General features: G+C 37.3%; 14 protein-coding genes. All 14 read left to right on the forward strand.

The window, feature by feature from the left end; translation table 11 throughout:
* The first annotated feature begins 28 nt into the window (after nt 1-28).
* Nucleotides 29-1,078, forward strand: coding sequence for an NAD(P)/FAD-dependent oxidoreductase (locus tag VK91_RS21000; RefSeq protein WP_048395663.1), 1,050 nt, complete (start codon nt 29-31; stop codon nt 1,076-1,078).
* Nucleotides 1,079-1,281: 203 nt separating this feature from the next.
* Complete coding sequence (rpmE, locus tag VK91_RS21005) at nt 1,282-1,485, forward strand: 50S ribosomal protein L31 (RefSeq protein ID WP_004269457.1); 204 nt, start codon at nt 1,282-1,284, stop codon at nt 1,483-1,485.
* Between the two features lie 116 nt (nt 1,486-1,601).
* The gene (locus VK91_RS21010; RefSeq protein WP_048395608.1) at nt 1,602-2,174 is read left to right on the forward strand and encodes a thymidine kinase; all 573 of its coding nucleotides are present in this window, start codon (nt 1,602-1,604) and stop codon (nt 2,172-2,174) included.
* Between the two features lie 173 nt (nt 2,175-2,347).
* A complete protein-coding gene (gene prfA / locus VK91_RS21015; protein WP_004269459.1) occupies nt 2,348-3,424 on the forward strand; it encodes a peptide chain release factor 1 in 1,077 nt (358 codons plus the stop codon).
* A complete protein-coding gene (gene prmC, locus VK91_RS21020) occupies nt 3,411-4,271 on the forward strand; it encodes a peptide chain release factor N(5)-glutamine methyltransferase (RefSeq protein WP_048395610.1) in 861 nt (286 codons plus the stop codon). The genes prfA and prmC overlap by 14 nt, the downstream gene beginning before the upstream one ends.
* Before the next feature lie 44 nt (nt 4,272-4,315).
* Entirely contained in the window at nt 4,316-4,915 is a 600-nt protein-coding gene (locus VK91_RS21025) for a stage II sporulation protein R (RefSeq protein ID WP_048395612.1), read from the forward strand.
* 101 nt (nt 4,916-5,016) lie between these two features.
* On the forward strand, nt 5,017-6,051 hold the full coding sequence (locus VK91_RS21030) for an L-threonylcarbamoyladenylate synthase (RefSeq protein ID WP_048395614.1): 1,035 nt from the start codon (nt 5,017-5,019) through the stop codon (nt 6,049-6,051).
* A gap of 169 nt (nt 6,052-6,220) precedes the next feature.
* Nucleotides 6,221-6,718, forward strand: coding sequence for a manganese efflux pump (locus VK91_RS21035; RefSeq protein ID WP_048395616.1), 498 nt, complete (start codon nt 6,221-6,223; stop codon nt 6,716-6,718).
* Between the two features lie 22 nt (nt 6,719-6,740).
* Complete coding sequence (locus tag VK91_RS21040; RefSeq protein ID WP_048395618.1) at nt 6,741-7,181, forward strand: low molecular weight protein arginine phosphatase; 441 nt, start codon at nt 6,741-6,743, stop codon at nt 7,179-7,181.
* A gap of 8 nt (nt 7,182-7,189) precedes the next feature.
* On the forward strand, nt 7,190-8,473 hold the full coding sequence (locus tag VK91_RS21045; RefSeq protein ID WP_004269465.1) for a methyl-accepting chemotaxis protein: 1,284 nt from the start codon (nt 7,190-7,192) through the stop codon (nt 8,471-8,473).
* Nucleotides 8,474-8,801: 328 nt separating this feature from the next.
* Nucleotides 8,802-9,239 (forward strand): ribose 5-phosphate isomerase B, encoded by a 438-nt coding sequence (rpiB, locus tag VK91_RS21050; RefSeq protein WP_004269466.1) that lies wholly within the window; start codon nt 8,802-8,804, stop codon nt 9,237-9,239.
* 86 nt (nt 9,240-9,325) lie between these two features.
* The gene (locus VK91_RS21055; protein WP_016992753.1) at nt 9,326-9,868 is read left to right on the forward strand and encodes a TIGR01440 family protein; all 543 of its coding nucleotides are present in this window, start codon (nt 9,326-9,328) and stop codon (nt 9,866-9,868) included.
* Nucleotides 9,869-9,926: 58 nt separating this feature from the next.
* A complete protein-coding gene (gene glyA / locus VK91_RS21060; protein ID WP_048395620.1) occupies nt 9,927-11,168 on the forward strand; it encodes a serine hydroxymethyltransferase in 1,242 nt (413 codons plus the stop codon).
* Between the two features lie 285 nt (nt 11,169-11,453).
* Nucleotides 11,454-13,610 carry an EAL domain-containing protein gene (locus tag VK91_RS21065; RefSeq protein ID WP_048395621.1) on the forward strand — a complete coding sequence of 719 codons (2,157 nt, stop codon included), beginning with the start codon at nt 11,454-11,456 and terminating at the stop codon, nt 13,608-13,610.
* The last annotated feature ends 20 nt before the right edge of the window (nt 13,611-13,630 follow it).

Here is a 13,630-nt window from a genome sequence, read left to right on the forward strand (position 1 = left end):
TAGATTAGAAGGGGATGGAGAAGAGGAAATGTCAGAGGAACTATATGATGTAACGATTGTTGGTGGTGGTCCAGCAGGGCTTTATACTGCCTTTTATAGTGGAATGCGAGATCTAAAAACGAAAATTATCGAGTATAGCTCACAACTAGGTGGTCGTATGTTAATATATCCTGAAAAAATGATTTGGGATGTAGGTGGAGTAACACCTATTTTAGGTGGTCAGCTTATTAAACAACTTGTGGAGCAAGCTGAAACCTTTGATCCAACGATTGTCTTAAATCAAAAAGTGGAAAAGTTAGATAAGCAACAGGATGGAACATTTATTTTAACATCCTCTACAGGAGAAAAGCATTATTCCAAAACGGTTATTTTAGCAGTAGGCTATGGCGTCCTTTCTATGCAAAAGCTTGAAATTGAAGGAGCGGATCGCTACGAAGTAACGAATTTACATTATACAGTTCAGGAATTAGAAATCTTCCGAGACAAGCATGTGTTGATTTCAGGTGGTGGTAATTCTGCGGTTGATTGGGCTAATGAGCTAGAGTCAATTGCCGCAAGCGTCACGATTGTTCATCGGCGAGATGATTTTGGTGGACATGAAAAAAATGTCTTACGTATGAAAGAATCCTTAGTTCATGTAAAAACGCCCTATGAAGTGGTTCAATTGCATGGGGACGGTGATTTAATTCAATATGTATCCATTGTCAATAAAGATACCGATGAATTGGAACGAGTAAAGGTAGATGCTGTCATTGTAAATCATGGTTTAAAATGCGATTACGGTGCGCTTGAAGAATGGGGATTAAATATTCAGGATGGCGTAGCAATTGTTAATGAGAATCGGGAAACGAACGTAGCCGGTATCTATGGAGCTGGTGATTTTATTGATCATCCTAGTAAAGTTAGATTAATATCTGGTGCATTTACTGATGGAATACTAGCATTAAATAGTGCAAAACTATACTTGGAGCCAGATGCACCGAAAGTAGCCTATGTATCTTCACATAATATTCGCTTTAAAGAACGAAATGAGAAAATTGGGTTAGTAGACAATGATTATCGTGAAGTTCGCGGTTAGGTATTAGGGATGGTTTGCTTTTAATATTTTTTACTTGAAAATGATAAAATGTCTATGCTATACTTCAAAAGTATGCAACGTGTACATATGTAGCTGACGTTCCACTTCGACACAACTTTTGTAGTCGACATATTCGGGCTATGTAAGGTACAGTTCGATAATACTCTGTTCCAGATGGTTCAGGGCGAGAGGAGAAAACGAATATGAAACAAGGAATTCATCCAGACTACAAAGAAGCAACAGTAACTTGCTCTTGTGGGAACACTTTCAAAACTGGTTCAGTAAAAGAAAACATCGTTGTCGAGTTCTGCAACGAATGTCACCCATTCTACACTGGCCGTCAAAAATTCGCGTCTGCTGATGGTCGCGTGGATCGTTTCAACAAAAAATACGGTCTTAAAAACTAATGTTAGTTTAATACCTGCCAAGCATGCGCTTGGCAGGTATTTTTTTCAGTAAATAATACACGTTGATGCAAGTCTTTTCAAAATCCAGATTGACACAAAGAAAGGGAGAAGACAAAATGGCACAGCTATATTTTAAACATGGTGCAATGAATAGTGGAAAGTCAATAGAAATTCTAAAAGTTGCCCATAATTATGAAGAACAACAAAAACCTGTAATGATGTTTACTTCAGGTCTAGATACGCGTGATGAGGTGGGCTTCGTTTCCAGTCGAGTAGGTTTACGACAACAAGCCATTCCTGTTTATGAAGATACAAATATTTTTGAAATAGTGAAAACTAATGCTGTCAAACCTTATTGTGTGCTTGTGGATGAAGTTCAATTTCTAAAAAAAGCACATGTTTTACAGCTAGCTAACATTGTGGATAAATTGGACATTCCCGTAATGGGCTTTGGTTTAAAAAATGATTTTCAAAATGAGCTATTTGAAGGTAGCCAGTACATGCTTACATATGCAGATAAAATTGAGGAAATGAAAACAATTTGCTGGTTCTGTCATAAAAAAGCAACAATGAATTTGCGAGTAGATGAAAGTGGAAAGCCAGTTTACACAGGAGATCAAATTCAAATCGGTGGCAATGATTCGTATTATCCTGTTTGCCGAAAATGTCATGCAAATCCACCGCTTTAAAGCTAAGTAGCTTGTTAAAGCGCTAAGAAAAAGTAGCATACATGTGAAAATTTCCTTATACTAAGTAGTGGAAATAAGAAATGAAAAAACCATTACGCCTTAGCGTAATTTTGATGAAAGCGGCTTCTCTGTAAAAAAGGAGCAATTTAAAAAACTAAATAGAGGTGAAATCCATGTTTGATCGATTACAAGCAGTGGAAGATCGTTATGAAAGGCTTACTGAGCTTTTGAGCGATCCGGATATTGTTAATGATAGTAAGAAATTACGCGAATATTCTAAGGAACAATCAGATATCCAAGAGACAGTAGATACTTATCGTGAATATAAAAGTGTTAAAGAACAGCTAGTAGATACACGAGAAATGTTAGATAGCGAAAAAGATCCTGATATGCACGAAATGGTAAAGGAAGAATTTAACCTATTAAAAGCACAGCAGGAAGAGCTAGAAGAGCGATTACGTATTTTATTAATTCCAAAAGATCCGAATGATAATAAAAACGTTATTATGGAAATCCGTGGGGCAGCTGGTGGTGACGAGGCTAATATTTTTGCAGGTGACTTGTTCCGTATGTATTCTCGCTATGCAGAAACGCAAGGCTGGAAAATTGATATTATGGAAGCTACACCAAACCCAATGGGCGGCTATAAAGAGGTAATCTTTATGATTAATGGACAAGGAGCCTATTCAAAATTCAAATTTGAAAATGGCGCACACCGTGTACAACGTGTCCCTGCTACAGAATCACAAGGCCGAATTCATACATCAACAGCAACAGTTGCTTGCTTACCTGAGGTTGAGGAAGTAGATGTTGAAATCCATGAAAAAGATATCCGTGTAGATACATTCGCATCTTCTGGTGCGGGTGGTCAATCTGTAAATACAACAATGTCTGCTGTTCGTATGACCCATTTACCGACAGGTGTTGTGGTTTCGATGCAGGATGAACGTTCACAAATTAAAAACCGTGAAAAAGCAATGAAAATTCTTCGTGCTCGTGTTGCAGATATGTATATGCAGGAAGCGCAAAAAGAGATTGATGCTACACGTAAATCAGCTGTCGGATCTGGTGACCGCTCTGAGCGAATTCGCACATACAATTATCCACAAAACCGCGTAACCGACCACCGTATCGGCTTAACGATTCAAAAGCTAGATCAAATCGTTGAAGGCAGACTAGACGAGATTATCGATGCTCTTATTTTAGAAGAACAAGCATCGAAGTTAGAGCGTTTAAATGATGACTTATAAAAATGTGATGGAGGCCCTTGAGTGGGCTTCTTCTTTTTTAGTGGATAATGGTTGTGAACAAACAGCAGCGCGGATTGTTATGCAACATGTGCTTGGTACTAGTTATGGAGAAGTTATGTTGCATTTGCAAGATGAATTAACAGCAGCGCAGCAAATGAGATTTAATGAGCTCTTAGAAGAACATGTCAATGGACGCCCTGTCCAATACTGTGTTGGGTATGAGGAGTTTTATGGCCGTTCATTCTTAGTCGATGAATCTGTCTTAATACCACGACCTGAAACAGAGGAATTGGTGCTTGGAACAATTAATCGACTACCTAAATTATTTACAAAGCAAACATTGAAGCTGGCTGATATCGGTACAGGTAGTGGAGCCATTGCTATTTCAATGAAGCTGGAATGCCCAGCATTAACGGTCATAGCTACCGATTTATCAGAAGCTGCACTAGCAACTGCTCAAAAAAATGCAAAGCAATTAGAGGCAGATATTGATTTTAGATTGGGAGATTTAGCTGCTCCACTTGCAGGAGAAAAATTTGATATTGTTTTATCGAACCCACCGTATATCGCATTTGATGAGGCACAAGCAATGTCAAGCGTTGTGCTAGAGCATGAGCCGCATAGTGCCCTCTTTGCCGAGGAAGATGGTCTTATTTTATATAGAAAATTAGCCGAACAATTACCAGCTTATATGAATAGGCCAGCGTTGATTGGATTAGAAATCGGTTATACACAGGGGGAGAAAGTAGCCAAATTCTTTCAAGATAGTTTTCCACAGGCGACAGTTTCAGTAGAAAAAGATATTAACGGTAAACCTCGAATGATTTTTTGTGAGCTACATGTATAAAGTTTCTTATTCTTGCCAACAATGTTGAGCAAGGAGGGATTTTTATGTTGAACGAATACAAGATTATTAGATTACCTAAACAAAATATCTTTCTAGCTTTTGCTAGACTAGTATTAATTGCGATTGTTTTACAGTTATGTGTTTTATATATTCCAACATTAGTAGGTTTGGCGAAGGAATCTTCCGGTGATGTGCAAGAAAAAGATTTTCGTATACGTGTTATCGCAAACAGTAATACTGCACAAGATCAGCTAGAGAAACAGCAGCTTGTCCAAGATTTAAAGCCATACTTTCTACAACTGGGTACGGCTGGATTTGCTGGGAATGAGCAAATTCTTTCTTTAAAACAACAAATTGAAGCTAAACTGAGCGAAAATTATCCACAATTGGATGCACAGGTTGTTGTTGGGGATAATTTATTCCCACCAAAAAGACAAGGTGCTGTACTTTATCCACAAAATGTCTATCAATCAATTGTTGTAAAGATTGGTGATGCCCGTGGAGATAACTGGTGGTGCAGTATTTTCCCATCGATATGTGAGCCTGATAAAGAAGAGGTAAAAGAAGAAGTAGAAGTAGAAGAAAAAGAAAAAGAACAAGTTACATTCTTTATATGGGAATGGATTAAAGGACTTTTTGAATGAATTGTGCACAAATTCAGACAACTTATACACATTTTTTATTAAGTTATAAACAATATGTGGATAATTCAGTAAAAACGAATAATTGAAGGTAGGTATTAATCATGAAAACTGTTTGTAAGGTTGTGGACAGTAATGTGAATAGTCAGATTAATTATACACAAGCTGTGGATATCTTAAATGCAGGAGAGGTAGTCGCATTTCCAACAGAGACGGTTTATGGCTTAGGAGCGATTGCCACAAATGATCTGGCAGTTAAAAAGATATTTGAAGCAAAAGGTCGACCTTCAGATAATCCTTTAATTGTCCATGTTGGTACAAAAGAGGAAGTAGCGATCTATATCGAACATATTTCTGACATAGCTAAACAATGCATGGATTTATTTTGGCCAGGACCATTAACACTGGTGATGCCAGCGAAGCCAGATGTATTAGCTAAAAGTGTCACAGCTGGGTTATCAACAGTTGGGATTCGAATGCCTGATCATCCAGTAGCGCTCGCCTTACTACAACAGCTCCAAAAACCGCTTGCTGCACCGAGCGCTAATCGTAGTGGAAAGCCAAGTCCTACAGAAGCCGTTCATGTATTAGATGATTTAGAAGGGTACATACCTTATATTTTAGATGGAGGTTCTACAGGCATAGGGCTTGAGTCTACTGTACTAGATTTGACACATGAACCTCCAGTAATTTTACGTCCAGGTGGCATTACGAAGGAAATGCTTGAGGCTAAGATTGGTCCAGTGATTCAACCAACTAAAATAGAACAGAAGCTAGACGCAACGCCTAAGGCACCGGGAATGAAATATACGCATTATGCACCAAATGCTCCCGTGTATTTAATAGACTGTGATGTTGAGAAAGTCAACGAAGCTGTTCTGCATTTACAGAGACAAGGACATAGTGTAGCACTACTTGCACCTGAGAACTTTGAAGAAATTAAAGTGGATTTTTACTTCTCTATTGGTGAAGCAGGAAGTAAAGAAGAAATGGGTGCGGCCTTATATAATGCACTTAGAGCATGTGATAAAACTACCGCTACCGTAATATTAGCAACAACTACTTCAATAGAAGGAGTAGGTGCAGCTATTATGAATAGACTTGAAAAAGCCTCTGGAGGTAAATGGTATTCATTGTAAATAATAATAGAACAATTATAGGCAAAAGACATTGAAAAACCACATGTTTTTTGTCTTTTTTTGTCCAATTATTATATGTTAAAAATGAAAAACAATAGTAAACAGTTATGATAATAATGTATTTTCGAGCATAAAATGATAAAATATTAGGGAGCGAAGGAGTGCGTTCTTGCAGGGAATTCTTGCAGGTATATTAACGTCTGTTGATGTGATTGGTCTATATGTTTTGCTGCCAAATGTTAGATATCGATTATTTTTATCATTATGGACGGCTGCATTACATATGCTTTTTCCTTTATTAGGGTTTGAATTAGGAAGCTATTTAGTTCGATTTCTATTAGAATGGGGACAATGGATTTCAAGTATTTTATTATTTTGTATCGGGATGCATTTATTATTATTTTCGCACAGAGATGAAAAAGTAACGATTTCACCTGTACTTTTAGCAGTGACTGCAAGCCTAGACACCTTTTCAGTTAGTGTTTCTTTTGGTATGCTTAACTTAGAAAAAACGATTTTTATTATGAGTGCAGGCTTAAGTGCATTAATTTGTGCTTATGGGTCATTAGTTATAGCACGTAGGAGCCAAGTCTTTTTTGGCAATAAAATTCAAATCATTGCTGGCATTATATTTATAATCATGAGTATTCTAGCTATTCAACAATAGATAAAATTGGAGAGTGATAAGTGTGAAAATATTATTTGTTTGTACAGGCAATACTTGTCGCAGTCCGATGGCAGAAGCTATTTTAAAACATAAACAAATAAACAATGTAGAAGTGCGCTCAGCGGGTATTTATGCGATGCCTAATGCACAAATGTCAGCACATGCACAACAAGTGTTAAATGAAGCCCAAATGTCCCATCAACATTTTGCGACGCAATTATCACAAGCTGAAATGGCATGGGCAGACTTAGTTTTAACGATGACGACTGCTCACAAAGATACCGTCATTTCCAATTATCCAGAAGCTGAGCATAAAGTATTTACATTGAAAGAGTATACAAATGAATGCAGTTTAGAAAATGTAGTGGATCCTTATGGTGGTAATAGAGCAATTTATGAAGCAACATTTGCAGAATTAAAAGAACTGGTTGATCAATTAATACAAAAACTAGAAAAGAATTGAGGGGTCCTATGAAAAAACAATTTGGTTTACGCCTAAAGTTGGTGTTATTTGTTAGTGTTCTTGCACTAATCACCTACAGTGTCAGTTTTATATTCATTGAGTTTTTACAACCTACCTTCTTCCCTGACACAAATCGAAAAGTTTTTGAAGTGATTACGTATGCGTTAGGCATAACTTGGTCAGGGATATTAGCTGCCTTTTTAAGTGTAATCCTCATCAAGCCGTTGCAGCAGCTTGAACACTCAGCAACACTTGTGGCAGAAGGAAAAATAGGACAGGATGTACAAATGCCTAATACAAATGATGAGATTCGATCTGTTGCAGAGGCATTCCAACAAATGGTGTTAAACTTACGTCAAATGGTGGAAAGTATTGATCATAACTTCCAACAAACGAATCAATCGATTATCCAGCTTTCAGATGAAGCAGGAGTGGCAACAAGAAAGGCAGAAGGCATTGCATCTACCGTAAAGCATATTTCTACAGGAGCAGAAGCATCTGCAACTGCTGTACAAGATACTGCTGAAGCGATTGAAGATGTAAGAACGCTTGCAACAGAGGTAAATAGTAGGGCAGAAGCATCAGCATCACAAACTAAAGAGATTCTACATAATTTATCGACAACAACAAAAGCCATTGAAACATTAGTGAATAGTATTCAACAAATTGCGACAGGCAATAATGAGGCATTAAAAAGCATTCATGCGCTAGAAGAGAATGCTGGACAGGTAGAACGAATAATTAGCTTAGTTGGTGACATTGCAGCACAAACCAATCTGTTGGCACTAAACGCCTCTATAGAAGCTGCTCGTGCAGGAGAACATGGAAAAGGCTTTGCAGTAGTAGCTGAAGAAGTCCGTGGTTTGGCTGATGAAAGTGCAAAAGCAGTGCAAGGAATTACAGCTTTAATTCAAACCATGCAGCAAAACGTAGAGGTAGTTGTGAAACAAATGAACGAACAAGTTGCCTTTGCAACAAAGGAAGCCGATCGAGTGTCTGAAACAACGACAGCAGTAGAAAATATGGCTTCTAATGTACATGAAATGGCAACATCAATTGTTGAGATTTCTTCTTTAATTGAACAGCAAATGCATAATATTGAAACGACAGCTCGACAATCACAGGAAGTTGCTGCCATTGCGGAACAAACGTCAGCAGGTGCACAGGAAGTTCGTAGTGCTGCTGAAGAGCAAGCCTATGCAATTGAACAAGTCGAGCATCTGGCTCAAAGTTTGAAAAAGCAATCGGAAGCATTGCATAAAATGATCCAACAATTTGATAGACAAGCATAGTCCTGAAGGTTATACATAAATCCCATGAAAAATCGGATTTATGTATAACCTTTTTTATTAAAGGACAATTTATGTCCACTGTAAGTAAAAAGCTAAAAAAACTTCAGTAGATGGAATATTACAACAAAAGACCATTATCCGAACTTATTAACATGATATTCACATTATCCACAAAAAAATAAGTTTAAAAGTGAATAATTTTGTGTTAACATACAATTAATGTTCGTCTTTCAGGAAAAATCAACGTAAAAACATAAGAAAAATCGTGTTATTCTTCAGAAAGAAGTGGTACACTAAGGTTGACTATAATTCGAAAAGAGGGAACCCAGTGAGAATAGCAATTTCTTCTGATCACGGAGGCAATAACTTACGTCGTGAGATTATGCAGCTATTAGATGAACTTCAAATTAGCTACGAAGATTTTGGTCCACAATCTGCGGATTCAGTAGACTATCCAGACTATGCAAAACCTGTATCTGAGGGTGTTGCTAACGGAGAATTTGATAAAGGCATTTTAATTTGTGGCACAGGAATCGGTATGTCCATTGCCGCTAATAAGGTCAAGGGCATACGTTGTGCATTAGTACATGATGTATTTAGTGCCAAGGCAACGCGTTGCCATAATGATTCAAATATTTTAGCAATGGGCGAACGTGTAATTGGCCCTGGCCTTGCACGTGAAATCGTACAAGCATGGCTAGAAACCGATTTTGAAGGTGGCCGCCATGTACGCCGTATTGAAAAAATTACTGAACTAGAGCAATAATAGTTTTGTTATTCCATATATGGCATTCGTATAGGATGTCATATATGGCATGATTTTAATGGATATAGATGAAGGAGCTGAGCTTAATGGTTGTAAAACAAATACGAACACATTTGACTCAGTTACTCAGTGAATTTGAAGAGCAAGTAACATTACGACCCCATACAATTTTTGTAGTAGGGTGCTCTACATCTGAAGTGATTGGTCAGAAAATTGGCACAGCGGGAGCATTGGAGATAGCAGAAGCCATTTTTGAGCCGTTACAAGAATTTGCAGCAAAGCATCAATTGCTTTTAGCATTCCAAGGTTGTGAGCATATAAATCGCGCCATTACTATGGAAGCATCAACAGCTGAAAAATTTGGCTATGATCCAGTAGCGGTTGTCCCAGTACGTACGGCAGGCGGCTCAATGTCAGCATATGCCTATACGCAATTTGATAATCCAGTGATTGTTGAAACAATACAGGCACATGCAGGTATTGATATTGGACAAACATTAATCGGTATGCATTTGAAAGCAGTAGCTGTACCTGTTCGAACATCGGTAAAAATGGTAGGAGAAGCTGTTGTGACGATTGCAACAACACGTCCTAAGCTAATTGGCGGAGAACGTGCAGTATATAAATAATTACCACCCTATTTAGTGGTAGAGATGAATAACGATACTTTAGGAGGCTTTTTCAAACATGGCATATGAAAAATTAGCAGTACAAGACAAAGCAGTACTAGATGGAATTCTTGCAGAAAAAACACGTCAGCAAGCAAATATTGAATTGATTGCATCAGAAAACTTTGTATCCGAAGCAGTGATGGAAGCGCAAGGATCAGTACTGACAAATAAATACGCTGAAGGTTATCCTGGTAAACGCTATTATGGTGGCTGTGAGCATGTAGACGTAGTAGAAGACATTGCACGTGATCGTGTAAAAGAACTCTTCGGAGCAGAATATGCAAATGTGCAACCACACTCAGGTGCACAAGCAAACATGGCTGTTTATCATACGATTCTAGAACCAGGTGACACAGTTCTGGGTATGAACCTTTCACATGGTGGTCACTTAACACATGGTTCTCCAGTAAACTTCTCTGGTATTCTATATAATTTTGTAGAGTATGGTGTAACACAAGATACACAAGTGATTGATTATGAAGATGTACGACAAAAGGCTTTAGAGCATAAACCGAAACTGATTGTTGCTGGTGCATCTGCTTATCCACGTGAAATTGACTTCTCTAAATTCCGTGAAATTGCAGACGAAGTCGGAGCCTATTTCATGGTGGATATGGCACACATTGCTGGCCTTGTAGCTGCTGGCGAACATCAATCACCAGTGCCATATGCTGATTTTGTTACATCAACTACACATAAAACATTACGTGGACCACGTGGTGGATTAATTCTTGCTTCAAAAGAATGGGAGCAAAAACTAAATAAATCTGTATTCCCAGGCATTCAAGGTGGCCCATTAATGCATGTTATCGCTGCAAAAGCTGTAGCATTTGGAGAAGCTTTACAACCAGAATTTAAAGACTATGCAAAACAAATTAAAGCCAATGCAAAGGCATTAGCAGAAGTATTAATTGCTGAGGGTGTTGAAATTGTTTCTGGTGGTACAGATAACCATTTATTACTGCTAAATGTTAAATCTCTTGGTTTAACAGGTAAAGTAGCAGAGCACGCACTAGATGAAGTAGGGATTACAACAAATAAAAATACAATCCCTTACGATACTGAATCTCCATTTGTCACTTCTGGAATTCGTATTGGTACTCCAGCGGTCACTTCTCGTGGCTTTAAAGAGGAAGATATGAAAGAAGTAGGAGCAATTATAGCAGCTGTTCTTAAAAGCCCTGAAGATGAGGCAGTTAAAGCAGATGCAAAAGATCGTGTGAAGGCATTAACTGATAAGCATCCACTATATGTATAATCAATAGAATAATAGCTGTATTTAAAGTACAAAATTTACTTTAAATACAGCTTTTTGTTTTGGAAATAGAGGATTAAACTGTAAAAAACATCTTTTTTCTAATAAAGTAGAATAATCCCCTTATTTTTGAATAAATTTACATAAAAACGGTATAAAGGGATATATTATAGTAGGCAGAGGACAGATAGTGTCCTAGAAAAGAAGTTTTTTTTAATAAAAGTGAAAATTTAATTAAATTTTATGTACAATGGAAATGAGATGAAGTGATAGAAAAGGAGGGGTTGGATGGTCACTAAATCGTTAAACACAGATTATGATGTATTATTAAACAGCATTCGCAAATTAGGTAATAATTCGAAAGAAAGCTACGTTATTTTTGATGCGACGAAGCATCATTACATAGTAGAGTGTAATGATTCTTTTTGTATGCTTACTAATGCTGCACGTTCACAAATACTAAATACTGATTATTTTTCATGGCTATCAATGGACGAAAAAATGACAACCATTGAAATGATAAAAGAAAAAATACATAACGGCATAATGGTGCAGGCGAAGCTATATCATAATGGCATCGATAAACCTCCCTTTTGGGCAGAAATACAAGCATTACCTTTTTGCAATGAGGCAAATGTAACCCAATTTGTTTTAGTATTTGTGAAGGATGTTACATATTATCATACGGAAGACTTCTTAATGCGTTTAGAAAATGATATGTACAGGGCAATTGAGAAGGAGTTTACTTTTGAGCAAAAGATGAAGCTTATTTGTCAAGGCCTCGATGAATTTTTCATGCCAAATATTGCAAGTATGGTGCTTATAAAAACAGAAGTAAACCAATTACAAGTTTTCATAGGAGATAATCAAACAGAGAGCGTACCAAAATGTTGTACAAACAATGATTTCTTTAATAAGGTCATGCAATCAGAAACGTCTACTTTCATAGAAAATTTAGATGAAGTGAATATTCCTAAAGAACATAAGCAATATGCTTCGCTAGCTAAAAAGCCGCATGGATGGTTTATCCCTATACGTAATCAACAGCGGCAAGTAATAGGTGTTTTCTCGATATTTAGCCAAAAAACACAAAGTGACCAGATGCTTAAAAATATGTTTCGAAAAATGGGTGCTCTTGTTGCATTGGCTTATTCATATGCAAGGACGCAGAAAAAAATTTGGGATTTAGCCTATACAGACATTACAACAGGTCTGCCTAATCGTCACAGCTTTGTTAATACGATTGAAAGGGAAGTCCAGCAGGGGCAAAGCGGCTTTATTAAAATATTAAAACCTAGTGAATTTCATCAAGTAGTTGAATTATATGGCCGTGAAATTGGTGATGAACTTTTAAGACAACTTGCCAAACGTCTTGAGCAAGACAAGTCAGAAAGTAATGAGTATGTTGCTAGATTCACTAGCTCTAGTTTGATTATGACTACAATGTCACTTCATGAAGATTTGAATGATTATGAGATGAGAATAAAAGAAACGATTCGCCAGCCTTTTATTATAGGAGGAAAGCAAATCTATATTACATTAAAAACAGGCATTGCTTCCTATAATGATGACATAAATATTAATGATGCGATTCGTTTTGCAGATAATGCGTTATCCTTTGCAATCGATAGGCCAGGCACACATACTGAAATATTTACAACAGAGAAAAATGATGTGCTTGTACAGAAGATGACGGTTTTAAATCATTTGTCAGAAGCCATCAAAAATAAAGAAATAACAGTCCACTTACAGCCTAAAGTAGATTTACGCAATGGGGAAATTCAAAGTATTGAAGCACTTGCAAGATGGATTTCTCCAAAATTGGGTTTTGTTTCGCCGGCAGTCTTTATTCCAGTAGCTGAGAGTGCTGGTAAGGTTCGAGAAATTGATGTGCTTATTTTAGAGACGGTACTCTCATGGCTTTCAGAACGACAACGCCTGGGAAGGAAATTAGTGAAAATAGCTGTCAATATTTCACCTGACCATTTTTACTACACGCACTTTGTTCAGGATACACTGAAACTTGTGCGGAAGTACAATATTGACCCTAGCTATATTATCTTAGAGGTGACAGAAAATATTGGTTTAGTAGATTTCCAATCAGCCTATAAGATCATTCAGGAGCTGAAGAGCTATGGCTTTAAAACATCCGTAGATGATTTTGGAACAGGCTTTTCTTCATTAAGCTATTTACAACAACTACCGTTTGCTGAACTAAAGATTGATCGTAGCTTCATCAATGCTATTGAAGATCCAGCAACACTTGCTATTGTTCGCTCTATCATTCAGTTAGCATTAAATTTAGGGATGATTTCAGTGGCAGAGGGTATAGAGACAGAGGAACAGGTTGAGATTCTACGTGCGCTAGGATGCACAGTAGGACAAGGATACTTCTATTTCAAGCCAATGCCAATTGAACAATTAGATATAATCCTTGATCAATAACTTAGTTTTGACAAAAGAAT

Origin of the sequence: Lysinibacillus sp. LK3, from assembly GCF_001043675.1 — a bacterium.
GTDB lineage: Bacteria > Bacillota > Bacilli > Bacillales_A > Planococcaceae > Lysinibacillus > Lysinibacillus capsici.

What these genes read in the sequence shown, in the direction of transcription:
- VK91_RS21025 (WP_048395612.1), top strand. Translation starts at nt 4,316, where the DNA reads ATGTTGAACGAATACAAGATTATTAGATTACCTAAACAAAATATCTTT.
- prmC (WP_048395610.1), top strand. Translation starts at nt 3,411, where the DNA reads ATGATGACTTATAAAAATGTGATGGAGGCCCTTGAGTGGGCTTCTTCT.
- VK91_RS21045 (WP_004269465.1), top strand. Translation starts at nt 7,190, where the DNA reads ATGAAAAAACAATTTGGTTTACGCCTAAAGTTGGTGTTATTTGTTAGT.
- glyA (WP_048395620.1), top strand. Translation starts at nt 9,927, where the DNA reads ATGGCATATGAAAAATTAGCAGTACAAGACAAAGCAGTACTAGATGGA.
- VK91_RS21030 (WP_048395614.1), top strand. Translation starts at nt 5,017, where the DNA reads ATGAAAACTGTTTGTAAGGTTGTGGACAGTAATGTGAATAGTCAGATT.
- VK91_RS21010 (WP_048395608.1), top strand. Translation starts at nt 1,602, where the DNA reads ATGGCACAGCTATATTTTAAACATGGTGCAATGAATAGTGGAAAGTCA.
- VK91_RS21000 (WP_048395663.1), top strand. Translation starts at nt 29, where the DNA reads ATGTCAGAGGAACTATATGATGTAACGATTGTTGGTGGTGGTCCAGCA.
- VK91_RS21055 (WP_016992753.1), top strand. Translation starts at nt 9,326, where the DNA reads ATGGTTGTAAAACAAATACGAACACATTTGACTCAGTTACTCAGTGAA.
- VK91_RS21065 (WP_048395621.1), top strand. Translation starts at nt 11,454, where the DNA reads ATGGTCACTAAATCGTTAAACACAGATTATGATGTATTATTAAACAGC.
- prfA (WP_004269459.1), top strand. Translation starts at nt 2,348, where the DNA reads ATGTTTGATCGATTACAAGCAGTGGAAGATCGTTATGAAAGGCTTACT.
- rpmE (WP_004269457.1), top strand. Translation starts at nt 1,282, where the DNA reads ATGAAACAAGGAATTCATCCAGACTACAAAGAAGCAACAGTAACTTGC.